At 63.3% G+C, this 294-nt stretch carries 1 protein-coding gene; it reads right to left on the bottom strand.

Features of this window, described 5'->3' with window-relative positions; all coding sequences use genetic code 11:
• Positions 1–127: 127 nt before the first annotated feature.
• Positions 128–283, bottom strand: a complete 156-nt coding sequence (locus tag R0J88_RS19480; RefSeq protein ID WP_410900794.1) for a bacterioferritin-associated ferredoxin — start codon at positions 281–283, stop codon at positions 128–130.
• Between the last annotated feature and the right edge of the window lie 11 nt (positions 284–294).

Below are 294 nucleotides of genomic sequence, written 5' to 3'. Positions count from 1 at the left end.
GTTGGCATCGCTGCGCGCTGGCACATGCCGATTCTCGCCACTCCACTCGCGCCGCGACATCAGGCCGTCGGTCAGCCGCGCCATGAGAATCCCGAGAGACTCTGCACTGCTGGTTACCGACATCAGGTCACGCCATTTCCAACGAATCAGTCCGCTCATCGGATCGCTCCTCTTCCACAAGACGTTTGAGTTCAGGCAGGCAGGAACCGCAGCGAGTGCCGCAGGCCAGTCGCGCGCCCAGGGCTTCCACGGAACCGTCACCGGACTGGATGGCCTGACGAATGGTCAGCTCGC

Origin of the sequence: Pseudoalteromonas sp. SIMBA_162, assembly GCF_046535955.1 — a bacterium.
GTDB classification, from domain to species: domain Bacteria; phylum Pseudomonadota; class Gammaproteobacteria; order Enterobacterales; family Alteromonadaceae; genus Pseudoalteromonas; species Pseudoalteromonas marina.
Note: the sequence above shows the minus strand (reverse complement) of the source record. Positions and strands in the feature narration are given on the sequence as shown.